The organism is Pseudovibrio sp. W64 (assembly GCF_001623145.1).
In the GTDB taxonomy this organism is placed as follows: domain Bacteria; phylum Pseudomonadota; class Alphaproteobacteria; order Rhizobiales; family Stappiaceae; genus Pseudovibrio.
This window is the reverse complement of record NZ_LMCI01000008.1, coordinates 460,739-477,437: the sequence shown is the minus strand read 5'-3', so window position 1 is coordinate 477,437 and position 16,699 is coordinate 460,739. Positions and strand designations below refer to the sequence as shown.

Annotated in this window: 18 protein-coding genes; 11 read left to right on the top strand and 7 right to left on the bottom strand. The window is 51.3% G+C overall.

Annotated features, from left to right (window positions below):
* The first annotated feature begins 11 nt into the window (after positions 1-11).
* From PsW64_RS06500 to PsW64_RS06485, 4 genes are all read left to right on the top strand, one after another.
* Entirely contained in the window at positions 12-1,181 is a 1,170-nt protein-coding gene (locus PsW64_RS06500) for an ABC transporter permease (protein WP_063303093.1), read from the top strand.
* Entirely contained in the window at positions 1,178-2,122 is a 945-nt protein-coding gene (locus PsW64_RS06495) for an ABC transporter ATP-binding protein (RefSeq protein ID WP_063303092.1), read from the top strand. Before PsW64_RS06500 ends, PsW64_RS06495 begins: the two co-directional genes overlap by 4 nt.
* Entirely contained in the window at positions 2,109-2,846 is a 738-nt protein-coding gene (locus tag PsW64_RS06490) for an ABC transporter permease (protein ID WP_063303091.1), read from the top strand. Before PsW64_RS06495 ends, PsW64_RS06490 begins: the two co-directional genes overlap by 14 nt.
* 377 nt (positions 2,847-3,223) lie before the next feature.
* Entirely contained in the window at positions 3,224-4,000 is a 777-nt protein-coding gene (locus PsW64_RS06485) for a cyclase family protein (RefSeq protein ID WP_208980597.1), read from the top strand.
* A gap of 48 nt (positions 4,001-4,048) precedes the next feature.
* Here the strand turns inward: PsW64_RS06485 and PsW64_RS06480 are convergent, their stop codons facing one another.
* Positions 4,049-5,266 (bottom strand): MBL fold metallo-hydrolase, encoded by a 1,218-nt coding sequence (locus PsW64_RS06480; RefSeq protein WP_063303090.1) that lies wholly within the window; start codon positions 5,264-5,266, stop codon positions 4,049-4,051.
* A 345-nt stretch (positions 5,267-5,611) separates the two neighbouring features.
* On the opposite strand from PsW64_RS06480, the gene PsW64_RS06475 reads away from it, so the two are divergent.
* Positions 5,612-7,243 carry a hypothetical protein gene (locus PsW64_RS06475; RefSeq protein WP_063303089.1) on the top strand — a complete coding sequence of 544 codons (1,632 nt, stop codon included), beginning with the start codon at positions 5,612-5,614 and terminating at the stop codon, positions 7,241-7,243.
* 16 nt (positions 7,244-7,259) lie between these two features.
* On the opposite strand, the gene PsW64_RS06470 is transcribed toward PsW64_RS06475, so the two are convergent.
* Positions 7,260-7,853 (bottom strand): TetR/AcrR family transcriptional regulator, encoded by a 594-nt coding sequence (locus tag PsW64_RS06470; RefSeq protein WP_063303088.1) that lies wholly within the window; start codon positions 7,851-7,853, stop codon positions 7,260-7,262.
* A 168-nt stretch (positions 7,854-8,021) separates the two neighbouring features.
* Here PsW64_RS06470 and PsW64_RS06465 point away from each other — a divergent pair, with 168 nt between their 5' ends.
* The 4 genes from PsW64_RS06465 to PsW64_RS06450 all read left to right on the top strand — a co-directional run bounded on the left by PsW64_RS06465 (position 8,022) and on the right by PsW64_RS06450 (position 10,165).
* Positions 8,022-8,384: a hypothetical protein gene (locus tag PsW64_RS06465; RefSeq protein ID WP_063287485.1), complete on the top strand. Its 363-nt coding sequence runs from the start codon at positions 8,022-8,024 to the stop codon at positions 8,382-8,384.
* The gene (locus tag PsW64_RS06460; RefSeq protein ID WP_063303087.1) at positions 8,381-9,286 is read left to right on the top strand and encodes a phytanoyl-CoA dioxygenase family protein; all 906 of its coding nucleotides are present in this window, start codon (positions 8,381-8,383) and stop codon (positions 9,284-9,286) included. Before PsW64_RS06465 ends, PsW64_RS06460 begins: the two co-directional genes overlap by 4 nt.
* Before the next feature lie 4 nt (positions 9,287-9,290).
* A complete protein-coding gene (locus PsW64_RS06455) occupies positions 9,291-9,623 on the top strand; it encodes a DUF962 domain-containing protein (protein ID WP_063303086.1) in 333 nt (110 codons plus the stop codon).
* Positions 9,624-9,790: 167 nt separating this feature from the next.
* The gene (locus PsW64_RS06450) at positions 9,791-10,165 is read left to right on the top strand and encodes a hypothetical protein (RefSeq protein ID WP_063303085.1); all 375 of its coding nucleotides are present in this window, start codon (positions 9,791-9,793) and stop codon (positions 10,163-10,165) included.
* 123 nt (positions 10,166-10,288) lie between these two features.
* On the opposite strand, the gene PsW64_RS06445 is transcribed toward PsW64_RS06450, so the two are convergent.
* Positions 10,289-11,797 (bottom strand): malonate--CoA ligase, encoded by a 1,509-nt coding sequence (locus PsW64_RS06445; protein ID WP_063303084.1) that lies wholly within the window; start codon positions 11,795-11,797, stop codon positions 10,289-10,291.
* A gap of 204 nt (positions 11,798-12,001) precedes the next feature.
* Here PsW64_RS06445 and PsW64_RS06440 point away from each other — a divergent pair, with 204 nt between their 5' ends.
* A complete protein-coding gene (locus PsW64_RS06440; RefSeq protein WP_063303083.1) occupies positions 12,002-12,742 on the top strand; it encodes a class I SAM-dependent methyltransferase in 741 nt (246 codons plus the stop codon).
* 2 nt (positions 12,743-12,744) lie between these two features.
* Here the strand turns inward: PsW64_RS06440 and PsW64_RS06435 are convergent, their stop codons facing one another.
* The 4 genes from PsW64_RS06435 to PsW64_RS06420 form a co-directional block, all read right to left on the bottom strand.
* The gene (locus PsW64_RS06435) at positions 12,745-13,359 is read right to left on the bottom strand and encodes a LysE family translocator (RefSeq protein WP_063303082.1); all 615 of its coding nucleotides are present in this window, start codon (positions 13,357-13,359) and stop codon (positions 12,745-12,747) included.
* A gap of 84 nt (positions 13,360-13,443) precedes the next feature.
* Positions 13,444-14,319 (bottom strand): RNA polymerase sigma factor SigJ, encoded by an 876-nt coding sequence (gene sigJ, locus PsW64_RS06430; RefSeq protein ID WP_063303081.1) that lies wholly within the window; start codon positions 14,317-14,319, stop codon positions 13,444-13,446.
* Entirely contained in the window at positions 14,319-14,750 is a 432-nt protein-coding gene (locus tag PsW64_RS06425; protein WP_063303080.1) for a carboxymuconolactone decarboxylase family protein, read from the bottom strand. Before PsW64_RS06425 ends, sigJ begins: the two co-directional genes overlap by 1 nt.
* Positions 14,751-14,855: 105 nt before the next feature.
* A complete protein-coding gene (locus tag PsW64_RS06420) occupies positions 14,856-15,359 on the bottom strand; it encodes a GNAT family N-acetyltransferase (RefSeq protein WP_082831029.1) in 504 nt (167 codons plus the stop codon).
* A 269-nt stretch (positions 15,360-15,628) separates the two neighbouring features.
* Here PsW64_RS06420 and yghU point away from each other — a divergent pair, with 269 nt between their 5' ends.
* Complete coding sequence (yghU, locus tag PsW64_RS06415; RefSeq protein WP_063303078.1) at positions 15,629-16,495, top strand: glutathione-dependent disulfide-bond oxidoreductase; 867 nt, start codon at positions 15,629-15,631, stop codon at positions 16,493-16,495.
* Positions 16,496-16,699: the final 204 nt, after the last annotated feature.

Genomic DNA, 16,699 nt, shown 5'->3' with positions numbered 1-16,699 from the left:
CTGCGCGCGTTATGCCTGGCAGGATTAAATCAGTCGTCTCCAGACCCGGTCTTTTGTTTGTAAGCCTGGGTCTGGTTGCCTTATACGCACCTTTTATGACGCTTGCCGCCAATCGTATTGTCGCGGGTGAGGGTATCCCTGTGTGGGACGTGGCCGGACCAGAAGCCGTCATTCCCGGCTTTGCTGGCTTGCTGGCTGGACTTGTCCTTGGTTTGCCAGCAGCCTGGCAAGTTTTGCGTTTGACGGGCGCGATGATCGGAATAGCAGCGTTGATTTGGCTGCTGATGGAGGGCAGCACCTCGCTTCTTGAGGGGGCTGGAACTTATGCCAGAGTATCCTTGGGCAGTGGTTTCTGGTGTTTGCTTGCAATCCTGTTACTGTTAGCGGCGGATGCTCTGTCCTCTCTTTCTCCTGGCCCCAAAATGCGCGGCGCCTTATTGGCACTAGCGATTGTGGTGTCGGCGTTGGTCTTGTGGTCAGGAGCCTTGACCGATCTGTCAATCTTCAGAGAGTACGCCAGCAGACAAGATGCCTTCTTCAATGCAGCGTGGCGGCACCTCGGCCTTGCTTTTGGCTCGCTTGTTGTGGCCGCAGCTATTGGTTTCCCTCTTGGCGTGTATTGCCACCGGAACGAAGGGTTGCGTAGCGCTGTCCTGCCTGTGCTCAGCTTTCTGCAAACAATCCCCTCACTTGCCATGTTCGGCATCATGATCCCACTTCTTGCCTGGGTCAGCAGCACGATCCCCGGTGCCAGGGAACTGGGTGTCGTCGGCATCGGCTTTTTACCCGCATTTCTGGCACTGGTTATCTATTCCCTGTTGCCGGTGGTGGCAAACACTGTGGCCGGTTTGGAAGCCACTCCAATCGTGACACTGGATGCAGCACGCGGTATGGGAATGACCCGCCATCAACGCCTCATACAGATTCAATTGCCACTGGGGCTTCCGGTTATGCTGGCTGGGCTGCGGATTGTTCTGGTGCAGAATATTGGCCTTGCGGTAATCGCCGGATTGATTGGCGGTGGTGGTTTTGGAACCTTTGTCTTTCAGGGGCTCAATCAGACTGCAACAGATTTAATCCTGCTTGGAGCCCTGCCAACAGTCATTCTTGCTCTTATCTCGGCAATTACAATGGATATTCTGGTCGAACTGGCCCGCCCTAATAAGATGAGGCATGGATGATAGAGATCGACAACATAACCAAGGTTTACGACGGGCGGCCTGCTGTCGATTCCGTATCTATGACGATTGAGAGTGCAACAATCACCGCAATTGTCGGCACATCCGGCTCTGGAAAAAGTACATTACTGCGTATGGTCAACCGGCTTGTCGAGCCCACGTCTGGCCAAGTTCGGATCAATGGTGAACCAACTGCAGGATTGCCGAAGAACGCCCTGCGCTGCCGCATTGGGTATGCAATTCAGGGCCATGGTCTCTTCCCGCATCACACAGTTGCCAGAAACATCGGCGCCGTGCCGCGGCTACTCGGTTGGGACAAGGACAAGATCCATGCACGCGTGAATGAGCTGTTGGACCTATTCTCCATGCCGCCAGATGAGTTTCGCGATCGCTATCCTGCTGAGCTCTCAGGCGGTCAGCAACAACGGGTAGGCGTGGCACGAGCTTTGGCATCACGGCCCGACCTGTTGCTCATGGATGAGCCCTTCGGGGCACTGGACCCCATCATTCGAACGCGCGCGCAGACAGACTTGCACCGGATTCAACGAACACTCGGCTCCACAATTCTTCTCGTCACGCATGATATGGAGGAAGCCATACAGCTTGGTGATCAGGTGGCTGTGATGGATCAGGGACAGTTGGTTCAGCACGGCACGCCAGCAGAGATCATCACCAACCCTGCCACAGAGTTCGTTGCAGAAATGGTCGGCGGTGTCGATCGACCGCTTCGCCTGCTATCGCTGCTTTCGGTCTCCCAGATACTTGAAGAGGGAGCGGCAGAAGGGGAGCCAATTGACGAGAAATCCAGCCTGCGAGAGGCTCTTTCTGTTTGCCTTTGGAGCGGGCGAAATGCTGTGCCTGTAGAACGCGACGGTAAGCCTATTGGCCGTGTAACACTGGAAGCGATCCGCTCCAGAGCCGAGGGGACACATGAGCCGGGCTAATTTCCTGAGGATGATCGTTGTTTTGCTGCTGCTCGCTCTTGTCCTTCGGCCTGAGTGGTTTGCACCCATGTTTGAACCCTTCACACCGCCCGGTGCCGCCGTGATCTACGATCGCACGTCGTTATTGTCGCTCTCTCTGAGCCATCTGGGTATCGTTGCCTTAGCTTCCGTCGCTGCAATCATTGTTGCAGTGTTACTGGCGATCCTCGTCACTCGCCCACAAGGGAAGGCATTTTTGCCGCTGTCACGAACCATTGCAAACATGGGACAAACGTTTCCACCTGTGGCCGTTCTGGCTTTGGCAGTTCCGATGCTGGGTTTTGGAGCCGGACCAACGCTTGTTGCTTTGTTTTTGTACGGCATCTTGCCAATCTTCGAAAACACAATGACCGGTCTTTCAACCTTGCCACCTGCAACAATGGAAGCAGCCCGGGGTATAGGGCTCAGCCGCCGGCAACGTTTGCTTCAAGTCGAACTTCCACTGGCACTTCCTTTGATCTTGACAGGTGTTCGTCTCTCTGTCGTCATTGCCATCGGCACAGCAACAATCGGCTCCACCGTCGCCGCCCACACGCTTGGCGAAGTCATCATCGCAGGCCTGCTGACCAACAACACCTCCTACGTCTTACAAGGCGGTCTCATAGTCGGCCTGTTCGCAGTCCTGATCTACGACGCCCTGACCCAACTCGAAGCCAGCATCCGAAAACGTCTTGGTGTGGCCTGAGTAAAAATGTAAGTCAAACCTTCCATAACTCGGTTCAGAAATCTTGCACTTTGTTCAATGATAGCAACGGATTGCACTTGCTGCTCTCCACGTAACTCAACTTCCTTCATCAGCACCAGTTACTCTTATTGTTACATTTCACACCATTTTTTCGCCATAGAATTTGCGGTTTCTGCAAGTTTCACTTTCTTCATTCATAAACTAATGAACAGCAACATTTGGCCCTTTCGCTCCACGTCCTTCCGGGTACATCCCCTAGCGTATTGCTCTCCTTAACCCTTCTCACATACGCTTTAGAGCTGAACCACAGAGGAACGGATATGTGTGATGCGTGTGTTGTGCGGATGGTGAGGGAGCGGTTGTCCCGGAGAGGATTTATGTGCGGAGCAGTGGCCTCGGTGGCGGGTGGGGCTGTGCTGAGTGCATCTGCTTTGGCGGCAACAGCGAATGTTCTACCAGAGAGTGTTTCGTTTTCAAACGTGATTGACCTCACCCAAACACTGACGCCTGATTTCCCGACGTTTGAGGGTGGTCCTGCATTTGAAGAGAGCTACGAATATACCTTTGCCAAGGATGGGTTGAACCTGAAGACTCTCCACTATCACGAGCATGTGGGAACTCATTTCGACGCTCCGATCCATTTCAGCAAAGACGGGCAATCAATTGATGAAATTCCGGTCGAGAAGTTCGTCTGTCCGTTAGCCGTGATTGATGTGCGTGATCAAGCGGCGGATAACCCCGATTACCGTGTCATGCCAAAAGATATTCTGAAGTACGAACAGCAGCATGGGCGTATTCCGGACAGAGCCTGCGTCGCGATGCTTTCTGGCTGGCCGCAATATGTGGGCACCGATAAATACCGTGGGGAAGACGACAAGGGTGTTCTGCACTTCCCCGGTTTCCATGAGGATACGGCGCAGTTCTTAATCAACGAGCGCAGTGTTTACGGACTTGGTGTGGACACGCTCTCCATCGATTACGGGCCAACAAAAGACTTTCCCGTACACTACCTTTGGCTAGGATCTGGGCGCTATGGCATCGAGAACCTGACCAATCTGGATCAGGTGCCATTGGCAGGGGCAACAATCATCGCTGGAGCCCCAAAGTTCAAAGGTGGAACCGGCGGACCAGGTCGTGTCCTTGCAGTTTATTAAAGATGTGAAGGAGAGCTGAGTTCAACGGCTCTCCCTGTCGTCCACTCGTTAGCTGGAAGGTGTTGCAACGCCATGAGGGGGATTGTCCTTCATCTCCTTGGCGCGCTTTACCGCGTCTTCCACCTGCGTTGCCCAGATCGGGCGTTCCTCGGCGTTTTTCCAAGGCACTTTTGGCCACCAGGCTTTTGTAGAGATAACCTGTCCCGGTTCAACAAAACCACCCGGCAGCGGTATGGCGACATCCACCCCGTACTTTTCTGCGGCAACCTTGACGCGTTCCACAGGCTCCGTCCAGTTGTGAGAGGATAGATCAAACAGCCCCCAATGGACCGGGAGCATTGTTTTGCCCTTCACCAATTTGTGCACCAAAACGGCCTGCTCTGGTCCTAAATGGGTGTCTTTCCAGAGCGGATTGTAAGCCCCTGTTTCAATCACGGTCAGATCGAACGGACCAAGGCGGTCGCCAATCTCCTCAAAACGATCATGCATGCCAGTATCGCCGGAGTAGTACACCGAGTGCTCTGGCCCATTAAAGGCCCAACCAGCCCAAAGAGTTGCATTCACATCACTAAAGGTGACGGAGCGGCCTGACCTATGTCGTGATGGGGTGGCCGTAACCGTCATCTCCTCAACTTGCGTTGATTGCCACCAGTCGAGTTCAGTAATGCTGGACTTGGAAACACCCCAATATTCCAGATGAGACCCAACTCCGAGTGGAACGATCCATTGAACCTGCTGTTGAGCCAGTCTCTGAACCGTTTCCATATCCAGGTGGTCGTAATGGTCATGAGAGATCACAACGGCGTCAAGCTCAGGGAGTTCTTCCAATGCAATTACTGGATCATAGAAGCGCTCAACGCCTGCCCATGGCAAAGGCGAAGCGCGTTTGCTCCAGACCGGATCGATCAGGATGCGCGTTTCATCCATCTCAACCAAGAGCGTGGAATGTCCGAACCATGTGACGCGAGCGCCAGATTCCGGTAGTTTGTTGAGGCGGTCACCAATCGTCTCGACAGGAATGTCTTGCTGCGGCCTGTTGTGTTCAGTCGGCTCCAGAACGAACTGACGGAAAATCTCACTTAGCGGGCCACGCACCATCGGCAGCTCGTTTGCAAAACTATCCTCGCCCCATTGGTTGGATTGCGTCAGTTGCGCTTTGTGCTCATCATTTGGCTTTTGCCCCATGTTCGTATAGGCGCTGGCGTAAATCGCACCAACTCCGATCACCACAACACCCAACACGCCACCCGCGATCTTCTTAATCATTCTTTTTTGCAATCTCTTAGTTGCGAGTTTGAAGAACCTAGCCTGCTCGCCTTGCCCATTTCTCGCTGCTTAAACTAGGAACCAGTGAGTGTACATACCAGACGCAAGCTGTAAATTATGAGCGCGAGCCACTGTTCTGTGACGACCATCACATTTTCAGACACTCCGAAGCTCAGCGTGCGCCTCTCCTCTCTTCCCTGCAAATTGCTATAAAATATTTTGCCTCCTTCAATCTTCGATTAACTCAACGACACATTTCAGGTCATCTCCCTTAAGATTGCTCAGTATTTTGGTCTTATAGGTAAGCAAGAACCAAAAATATGTGCATTCGATTGGAGCATCTCGATGCCGAAGTCAGACCTCACCCCCGAGCAGGAAAAATGGACTGAGCAGGTCCTTAAGCACTTGAATTTAAAGAATGTGGATGAGGTGCAACTGGAGGAGATGCAGTCGGATACTACTGAACACAGCAATCGTCCCAATGAAGTGAATCCAGGACGGCCTGCAACGCGGCGATCACGCGTGCTGGTTTCCAAGGACAGCCCGGCTGCACATCAGCAGCAGGCAGCGCAAGCGGCAGAACAGTTCAAGGCCGAGATCACTCAGCTCTCCAACAGGTATCAAACACTGGCCACGAACGCCCAGAAGCTGGATGCGCAGGCTCGCAAACAGCTCGTGACAAAAGAGCATATTGAAGCCTTCAAGGTGCAAGTCGAAAAGATCAGCAACACCTTCAAACAGTTTAACAAGAACTTTTCTGGCCAACAGCGGCCTGATGCCGGAACCATAAGCCTACTCAAAACATTGCTGGATAAAGTTCAGTATCATATCGGTGAAGGAAAGAAGGTTCTGCAGCAGGGATGCAAGCACGCGGATGCGATGATTGCCAAGGAGATGCCTGCTGTTGAGGCCTACCAAAACACCGTTGAAGACACCTACAAGCACCGCGATGAGTTAACGCAATGGGGCGTTGATACGGCTGACTTCGACAAGGCTCACCGCATCGCAAATCTGCCACTCCTGCGCATGCAAAAGGCGATTGCAGATCACAGCTATCCGGGCCTGAAGTTCATGTTGGGTAAGATTGCAGGCAAGAAGGAAGCCTTTGTCAAAGCCTATGATGACGCCAAGGAGCAGATTGATAAGAACCGGGAGGATGCACAACAGCGGTTGGACAAAACTCTTGCCGATGCCACCGCCTTAAACAAACGCTCATCAGAACTGGAACACACTCCCGATGTGCTTACACAGTTTACAGCTTCTTTTGAGAAGGTTGCTGCTGCGACGCCAAAAGGAGAGCAGGCTTTAGGCCGTGGTGATTATCAGGGTGCGACAGCCATATTGCACGACAACGAAGGCGCCTTGTTTCAGATGCAACAGCTATGGTTTAGCAATGCGACTGCGGCAGATGACCAAACAGATGAGCCCATCGAAAAAGGCAAACCAATTCCAACGCACAAAAAGATACAAAACCTGCGCCGTGCATTGGAACAAGCCTATGAACGGCTTCCCTTCATCAAGGCCAGTTTGCCGAATGCTCACCAGTATGAAGCTGAATGCAAGTCACTGAAGACATTGCTTACTTCAGCCCAATCAGATCTGATTTCTGGCAAGGTTGAAGATGCCGAAGAAAAGGTTCTGCCACTCCGGAAAATCCGCTTCCAGCTTTACAGTCTGACCCATAAGGCAAAAGAACAGGTTGAGTGGGTTGAGAGGCAACTTGTTCAGCTGCAAGGCGATGCCAAATCCTGGCTTGATCGCCACAAAGACCTTAAGCTCATAAGCCAGTCAGACGAAGACGCCAAACAAAGCTTTGACGCCTATGAGAAAGAAGCGGAGAACGTGAAAAGCCACTTCAACAACGCAGCAAGCCATATTGAAAACGGCAAAGCGATTCAGGCTCAAAAATCAGTCGATGAAGGCATGCACAGCCTTAAACGGCTGATTGCCCATGCTTCAGATATTGAACTGGACTAGCCCCCTGCTCCGCATTTTAAGGCTGCAACAGCTTTCTGATGCTCTTCGCCAGTGCTTGTTTCGTTTCCGCGCTGTCCACATTTTCCGTCATCAGCCAGCGGGTCAGCAGCCTATGCGCCATACCCATAATCGCCTGCCCCAACAATTCGGCAGATGTCTCATCCCAGACTAAACCTTCGCTCTGGCCATGTGCTATTGTACGGGTGGTTTCATCATGCAATGCGACGTGTGTGAACTGGGTTTGCCCTAACCAATAAGCTTGCGGGATGTTCAGAAATACAATGCGCGCTATGCTTGGATTGGCGAAATAAAACTCACACCAGATATCCAGGAAAACGAGGCATTTATCGACCGTGTTATCAGCAGCACGCGCTGCTTGCATCGCTTCTGCATAGAGGTTTTCGAGATCCCCTTTGATGCAGGCGTAGAGCATCTCTTCCTTATTGCCAAAGTACTTGTAGACTGTTTGCGGACTCACCCGCGCCTGCTGGCAGATCTGCCGTATCCCCACATCCTGATACATCCCGGAGGAGAAGATCTCCAGAATGGTTCTGCGAAGTGTTTCAAGTGCTTCCGGCTTTATTGTTCTGCGGTCTACATCCACGGTCATTCCGATTGGCTCCCCCAATTTCCACCATTGTATCCGTTTTTTTAGTGTCTCCTAGCCGCCTTGTTTGAACATGTACCGAAAAACACTCCAGATTTGATCAAGATCAATTAACTTGACACATCAACAAAACTCGGTAACGCTGTTTCCATATATTCAGGAGGGAGAACTTTGGGGGAGTTTCAAACTTATCTGCCAATTTATGCAGTGGTTCTCGCCGTTATACTCATTGTCGGCGAAACACTCATTTTGATAAAAACCGATAAATATTGGCCGCTATCTATCGATGACTATCTCGCATGCGGCTTACTCATCTTTTCTGCTTTGATTTTTGAAAGCGCAGTGGGTGTCGCTCTTATGCTTTGTGCCTGGGCATTCATGTCTGGCAATCTTTACGCAATGCTGTTTACACGGCTCGATCCACAAACGGGAACACGCGAACGCATACCTGCTCTTTCAATTTTACTTGGCGCAGCCTCAATCGGTCTTGTTGCAACCTTCGCAACGCTCATTTCAAGGATGGTTTCAGCATGACATTGATAGATACCGCCAACTCAATAAACACAGGAACCTACCAGAAGGATGGCTTCCTGTGTCCAATCAAAGTGCTCGAAAAAGACGATGCCATCCGTATGCGCGCAGAACTTGAGGCTATTGAGAAGCTTCAGGGACATCCCATGGACAAAGCACAGTGCAACAAGTCGTACCTTCTGTATGACTGGGCAGATGAACTTGTCCATCACCCCGTTATTCTTGATGCAGTCGAGCAACTGATCGGCCCGGATATCCTGTGTCTGATGACCAACCTGTTCACCAAGGAAGCAGGCAGCAAATCCTACGTTTCCATGCATCAGGACGCTGCTTACTGGGGGGTGGATGCTGATGATGTGGTCACCGCATGGGTCGCATTAAGTCCAGCCACGGCTCAATCAGGCGTCATGAAGGTGGAGCCGGGCAGTCACAAAACCATCCGCACGCAAGTCAACACCTACGCTAAAGACAACCTCCTCACCCGCGGCCAAGAGATCCCGGAGGAAGAGCTGGAACCGGAAAACCAGATCTATATGGAACTGAAGCCCGGTGAGATGTCGCTGCATCATTTCAAACTGGTGCATGGGTCTGATGCAAACACCACCAATGATCGCCGCATTGGCTTTGCAATCCGGTATGTAGCTGCAAAGAGCAATGTGAGTGCCGATAACCAATCCGCGCTCCTGGTGCGCGGGCAAAACCATACGAGCATCAGCATGGAGAAGCGCGCGAAGGACTTGAACCCAACACAGCGCTATCGCGAACACGCCCGCGCCATGCGCAATTTGGTCAGGTCTATGCTTCTTCCGGAAAAAGGGGCAGGATTGGGAGAACGCGCAAGACTGTTCATCACGCGTCAAGCCGGAGTGCTGCTAACGTACTACCGGCAAATCAAGGGGGGATAATGCAATGAGTGAAGCCAATAATAGCCATAACCAGCAATTTGGCAGTTTCAAAGAATTCTATCCATTTTATCTGGCAGAACATGGGAATGTCGTCAGCCGCCGATTGCATTTTATCGGAACAGCGCTGGTGCTTACACTTCTCACTTACATCATCACGTTCGGTCTTTGGACTTTACTGCTCGCAGTTCCAGTCGTTGGCTACGGCTTTGCGTGGATTGGGCATTTCTTCTTTGAAAGGAACAAACCAGCCACGTTCAAGTTTCCATTCTACAGCCTGCTTGGTGACTTTGTGATGTTCTTCGATATTCTGCGCGGTAAGGTTTCTATCCTGAAATAAGGTGACCGAACTGACCTGCAAGGACGGGCAAGCAGGGCAGAATTTCAGAGCAATAGCAGCACAAAGATGTTCGAACGCTGAAGGTAAAGCCCACAGATCTTGGTGCTTGTATTGGTCATGGCAGCAACTCACAATGCTTATGTGACCAATACAAATCTGAGTGTCCCATGAAAAGCCTCAGCCTGGCAATTTTACTTCTCATTGCCTCATCCAGCCTCACCTCCGCCGGGATGAACGCCAATCTTAACTCTGCCATTGCTAATATGTGCGAGAAACTAAAAAGCTGCGCATTCCAGCAAATGGGCATCAACGCGTCTTCAAAACAAACCCCGACAGCAACCGCCATCAACAACAGCGTCAATCAGGCCTGTGCGCTGATCAAAGCAGATTTCACCAGTGCGGCGACAACGAACACCCAGAAAAGAAAGGCGATTGCCTGCGTATCCTCAGTCACAAAAAAGACCTGTAGCGAACTCAGCCAACCCAACGCCCCAAGCCCACCAGCCTGCAAAGGCTTCCAAAGCTTCAAACGCACAAAATAAGCAAGCCCAAGAGCCACTCACCGATTATCATGGAACTTACTCAACAATCTTCACTAGCCACCACCATACGCCTACCCAATATCGCATCGATTGATTGAGCTTTAGCACCCGAAACGGCTCCAATTACACAGCCTTACTATACTGATCACGCAGGATGTTTTTTTGGACTTTGCCCATGGTGTTGCGGGGGAGTTCCTTGATGATAAGGAGTTTTTGGGGGTGTTTGAAGCGGGCGAGGTGTTTTTTGACGGTGGTCATGATCTGCTCGAGGTCAGGGGTCTCACCCTTTTCAGCAACAATTAATCCAAGCGGGGCTTCACCGAAGTCAGCATGGGGTATGCCGATCACAGCACTTTCATGAACACCCGGTTGCTCATCCAACAGGAGTTCAATCTCTTTTGGGTAGATATTGAAGCCGCCTGAAATGATGAGGTCTTTGTTGCGTCCAACAATGTGAACATAACCATCCATATCCACCTTCCCCATATCACCGGTGATAAAGAAACCATCTTCTCGTAGTTCGGCGGCTGTCTTCTCCGGCATCTGCCAGTAGCCTTTGAACACATTGCGACCACGAACTTCAATGACGCCGATGCTGTCCTGGGGCAGTTCAGCACCCGTTTCAGGATTGGTGATCTTGAGTTCAACGCCGGGAAGCGGAAAGCCAACAGTGCCTGCGCGTCGCTCTCCATCGTACGGGTTCGACGTGCTCATGTTGGTCTCAGTCATGCCGTAACGTTCCAAAATGCGGTGTCCCGTACGCTCTTCAAACTGGCGATGAGTTTCAGCCAGTAATGGTGCACTGCCGGAGGTGAACAGGCGCATATGCTCTGTCAGCTCCTTGGTAAAACGCTCATCACCCAACAAACGGGTATAGAACGTTGGCACCCCCATCATGGAAGTGGCCTGCGGCAGAAACTGCACGATGGCATCCTGATTGAACTTTGGCAGGAAGATCATCGAGCCACCAACAGCAAGGATAACATTGGTTGCTACAAACAGGCCATGCGTATGAAAGATCGGCAGCGCATGTAGCAGAACATCATTTTTTGTGAAGCGCCAGTAATCAACCAGAACATCTGCGTTGGACAGCAAATTGTCTTGTGTCAGCATCGCGCCTTTGGAGCGGCCTGTTGTGCCTGATGTGTAAAGAAACGCTGCCAAATCCTGCAGATCTCGTTCTACAGTCTCAAAAGCAGTTGGGTGAGTTTTGGCTTCTGCCATCAAAGACCCGGAACCGTCTCCATTCAAGGTTTTGAGGAGGACACCTAGCTGATCAGCTAAGGGCTGCAATGTCTCTGCCTTTGCGCCATCACAGGCAAGAAGAGATGCTCCGCTATTGTCGAGAAAGTAAGAGAGTTCATCACTGGTGTAGGCCGTATTCAAAGGCAGGAAGATGAGGCCTGCCTGAACGCAAGCGGCGTAAAGAGCCAGCGATTCTGGCGATTTTTCAACCTGTGCAGCAACACGATCGCCCGGGTTCAAGCCATTCGCGACCAGCGTATGCGCCAGCTGCGCGGTTGTCGCCAAAAACTGCGCATATGAGATGGAGGTTCCATCTTGAAGAAACAGGAACGGCTTGGTTTTGGACGCATGGATCCCAAATAAGCGATCATAAAGCGGGTTTGCCATGAGACTGCCTTTCACTGTTGCAACAGACGTTCACCCGCATCTTGATATGAGACACTGGTATTGATTCATCGAGACAAGACTAGTGCGAACCTACGGCCCTGAACAGGGATACTTCTCCCCGAACTCTCGTAGTAACGGCAACGAATTGTCCAGCTGACATTTACGTTCTATGCTGCAAGAATTGACCAAGGATGCAATTTTCAAATGACTCATCGCACAATTTTTACTGATCCCGATCTGGCACAATTTTATGAGCTGACACCACGAGATCGCGCGGATCACACATATTGCAAAGTGCTTGCACGTGAGGCACGCTCTGTCCTCGACCTGGGGTGCGGTACGGGAGAGCTCACCGTTCAATTGGCTGAGGGTCGCCGTGTGGTTGGTCTGGACCCGGCCGAAGCTATGCTGGAGATTGCACGCAAGCGCCCCAATGGAGAACAAGTCCGCTGGGTACAAGCGGATGCCCGTTCATTTGATCTGAGAGAGACGTTTGACCTGATCTGTCTGACCGGACATTCCTTTCAGTTTTTCCTGACGGAAGAGGACCAGCTTGCAGTTCTGAAAATGATTGCAGCGCATCTGAGCCCCAAAGGTCAGTTTATCTTTGATACTCGCAACCCGAATTTTCCGGGCAAGAAGACGCGCCGCAAAGAGGAAACACTGAGCCGGACGCAACACCCTGCCCTCGGTGCAATTGAGAGCTGGAACATTTCAGAATATGACGAGACCACTCAAACGCTCAGTTTCATCAATGCTTACAGGCAGCTTGAGACTGGTGAGATTTTCAGCGCGCCTTCTGAGATTAAATATACGGCACAAGACAAAGTCGACCAGCTCCTCGAAGAAGCTGGCTTATGTGCTCAAACATGGCTGGGTGAGTGGACAGGTGAACCTTACCACGCAACCTCACGCGAGATCATTCCCATAGGCAGAAAAACTTGAAGCTATCGCTCAATACGCGCTAGAGCGAGACCAATGCCAGAACCAATGAAGAGCGTACCGGTGAGTTTATGTCGCAAATGACCTATGCTCTTGAAGAACGGAGTTGCAGAACGAGCAAGAGCCGCCCAACACAGATCTCCACCTAGAATAACGAGAAGGTAGATCAACGCTGGCTGGGCAAGAGCGTAACTCGTACTTTGATCCCCAACGAACTGAGGGAGGAAAGCCGCACTGAACACGAGCGTTTTCGGGTTGATCATAGCAAGCAACATGCCCTGCCAGAACAGCTTGCGCAAAGGGGTGTTACTGGCTTCAGCGTTTTCCAACATATCCGTCCGCTCTCGCCAGGATTTGATGCCGAGATAGATCAGATAGGCCGCACCAATCCATTTCACCCATAAAAAGGCATCGGCAACGAGTGCCAGTAGGGCAGAAAACCCAAGCACCACAATGCTGAGCTGGATGGCAACGCCGAGTGTTGTTCCCAGTACCGTAGCTGCTCCAAAGCGGAAGCCATGGCTGATGGTATTGGCTGCGATGAGCGCAACGTTGGGGCCTGGAATAGCCACCAGAGCGGTCGTCGCAATCACAAGCGCTAATATCATCTCAACAGACATGAGTTCCCCTCCCAAACATCAGAGGATAGTTTGGGAGGTTCTTTGTCACATTGCAAGCTATGCCTATGATTGGACTGCAAGTGCCTAATGGAAGGCAGCGAGCTTGTCCGGGTTTCGCTGCGCATAAATTGCGTCGACTTTCATGTTATCATCATAGCCAAAGGTGAAAGTCGTCGTGATCCCGCTTCCGTCGACCGTGACGAGAGACAGGCAAGAGTTGAGTTCTTCAACCCAAGCTTTGCCACTGTTCGCGGCTGGGGAGATCGCCTTTTCGATAAAGCCAAGCACTTGCTCCAGACCAACAAGTGGTTTTGGAACGGCATTGACCTTGCCGCCGCCGTCGGAAATAAGCGCAACATCAGCTGCCAAAAGTTTAGAAAGTTCGGCTGTTTCTCCGGTTTCCAGCGCGCTTTGGAATACACTCACCATCGCCTGTTGTTTTTCTGGCGGAGCAACAAAGCGTTGAGATTTCTGCTGAATATTGGCCTTTGCCCTTGAGACCAGCTTGCGGCAACTGGCCGGAGTAACCTCCAATATATCTGCAACGTCTTCATAACTGGAAGAAAACACCTCGTGCAGCAAAAACGCAGCCCGCTCTTTTGGGGCAAGGCGCTCCATCACCAAAAGGAATGCCATTGTGAGGCTTTCGGAAAGCTCAACTCTGTCTTCCGGTGTGTCCTGTGTGGTGGTGTGAAGCGGCTCAGGCAACCACATACCAACGTAATTTTCGCGTTTTTTGCGTGCTGATTTGAGCTGATCGAGTGCTTTACGGGTGCAAACCGTCGTCAGCCAGGCATCAGGGTTGGCAATGTCGTCTTGTGCGGCAGCTGACCAGCTGAGATAGGTTTCCTGCACCACATCTTCAGCCTCGGCCGTTGTGCCCAGCAAACGATAAGCCAGCCCCATCAACATGGGTCTGGCCTGTTCAAATACACGAAGTGATTTGTCTGAGTTCTTCATCAATGGTTCGATATCGCAATCCGGTTCCAAAGGTTGATCATACCAACCATCGCCGTCAGGGTGGAAATTTCCTGATCGCTGTAGTGCTTTTTCAACTCCTGGCGAAGACGTGACAACTGATCTTCCTTGTTGAGTTCTGTCAGTGCTTCGGTCCATTCAAATGCCAGCTTCTCTTTTTCCGAGAAGTCATCGCAATGGCGCCAGATGATGAGGTGGTCCAGACGCTCGTTGGTTTCACCAGCTTTGCGAGCATCACGGGTGTGCATCTTCACACAAAACCCGCAGCCGTTGATCTGCGATGCCCGCAGCAAAATGAGGTGATGCAGCTTTTCGTCAAACCCAGTCGCAGTAATAGTTGCTTCCACGCCCTGAAGGGCTGCCATGATCTGCGCACCGCTCTCGTAGTGATTGATGGTGGTGTGAACGTTCATCGTTATCTCCAGTGATTGTTTTGTTGCGTTCACTGGGTCGACGATACGGCTCCTTCAGATGTGACGTGGTGATGAGAAAAAAACAAACTCTACACCTCAAAAAGTTCAGGAGGACGGATGACGGTAGACAAGATCGACCGGATCGTGACGTTGCGCATCAGGATCAATTACAGCTCCCATCCGTTCAGCCAACTTCCGCGAACGATCATTTTTAGGGTCGATGTAACTGACGAGCGTTTTCAAACTCAACTTATCAAAGGCCCATTTACGCATGATTTGAGCCGCTTCCAATGCATATCCGTGTCCTTCAAAGCCCTCATAGAGGAACCAGCCCAACTCGTGCTCTGGAAAAAGTGGCCCGTGATTAAGGCCCACCTGACCAACGGTTTTGCCCGTGGTCTTATCGTCAATCATCAAAGCACCGTGACCAAACAAGACCCAATGCGCGATATCATGACTAAAGATACCCCAGGTCACATGCTTGGGTGTTGGGCCGCCCATAAACTGCGAACGCTCGGATTGCATCAACTGCTCATAAGCAGGCCAATCTTCAATTGTCATCGGCCTTAAGCGTAATCTTTCCGTTTCAAGTGTCGGTATCACAGTCATTTGATCAGTCCAGCAATGAAAAAAGGAATCTCTGAGCGTAATGTCATTGACGAACATTATTCCGGCAGATGCTTTGTAAAAAGCAATTTTTAGTCTGGCGCACAGGGAACTTTCAATATCGACTAAGCACTCAGGAGTGACATCCAAGATCTTGTTTTTGATTGCACACTTGATTTTGTTAAGGATTCACCCATCTGTTGAAATGAAAAAGGCAGCCCGAAAAACTGCTCGTTCCCATTTGCACATAATCAATACGGAGCCACAATTTTATGAGTGATAACCAAGAATATACCCCACCAAAGGTTTGGGTGTGGGAACAGGAAAACGGCGGCCAGTTCGCAAACATCAACCGTCCTATTGCTGGTTCAACCCATGACAAAGACCTGCAGGTAGGCAAGCACCCGCTGCAGCTTTACTCGCTGGCAACGCCAAATGGTGTGAAAGTCACCATTATGCTGGAAGAGCTTCTGGCAGCAGGTTTCAGCGAAGCTGAGTATGACGCATGGCTGATCAAGATTGGTGAAGGCGACCAGTTCTCCAGCGGTTTTGTTGGCGCAAACCCTAACTCCAAAATCCCGGCACTGGTTGATCACAGCACCGAGACACCAACCCGTGTATTCGAATCTGGTTCTATCCTGCTATATCTGGCAGAAAAGTTCGGCGCCTTCCTTCCGAAAGATCCGGCAGCACGCACAGAAGCCATGAACTGGCTGTTCTGGCAAATGGGGTCTGCCCCATATCTGGGTGGTGGTTTCGGTCATTTCTACGCTTATGCGCCAGAGAAGTTTGAATACCCGATCAACCGTTTTGCCATGGAAGCAAAACGCCAGCTAGACGTTTTGGACCGCAATCTGGCCGAGCGCCGCTTTATGGCTGGTGATGAGTACTCCATCGCAGACATCGCGATCTTCCCATGGTACGGCGCGCTGGTGCTTGGTTCGCTCTACAGCGCAGCCGAATTCCTCTCCGTTGACGATTACAAAAACGTCAAGCGTTGGGCAGAAGAAATCGCAGAGCGCCCTGCTGTTAAACGCGGCAAACGCGTGAACCGCACATGGGGTGATGAGGACCAACAAGTCCCAGAACGCCACGACGCAAGCGACCTGGACCCAAAACCAGCCTCTGAAAACGCATAATACGCGCGATCAGAACGCAAGAATACAAAACCCGGCTTCGATGAGGCTGGGTTTTGCTGTTAGGCATACTGACCTGAAAATATCAGGTCGAACCCATAATTTGAGAAATTATGAATCGCGCATATTTTCAGTGTGTTCCAAGCGTTCTCTTTCTCGTATCTCAGATACTGTCTAAACACCATTAATCGAACACTATACTGAGAA